This window comes from Bradyrhizobium sp. Kon37 (assembly GCF_055807535.1).
In genome coordinates this window covers 1-233 of sequence record NZ_JBVVOY010000357.1, presented here as the reverse complement: position 1 = coordinate 233, position 233 = coordinate 1, and the positions used below count along the sequence as shown (strand labels likewise).

1 protein-coding gene is annotated in these 233 nt (G+C 65.2%); it reads left to right on the top strand.

Annotated features, from left to right (window positions below; genetic code table 11):
• Positions 1-233 (top strand): hypothetical protein (locus AC0L3J_RS38465; protein WP_473350632.1); only part of this gene is annotated, 233 nt, incomplete at both ends.

Below are 233 nucleotides of genomic sequence, written 5' to 3'. Positions count from 1 at the left end.
ATGCAACTGGCCCGGCAGACGGTCGTCGAGGCCGCCCAGATGGACCATCCGATCACGCTCTGCATTGCGTTGATCTGGGCGGTCTCGATCGATCTCTGGAGCGGAGACCTCGATGCCGCGGAAGAGAACATCGACCGCTTCATCGCCCATGCCGAATCGCGCTCCATGGGGCCCTATCTTGCGGTCGGCCGCGGCGTCAAAGGCGAGCTGGCGATCCAGCGCGGCAATGCCGC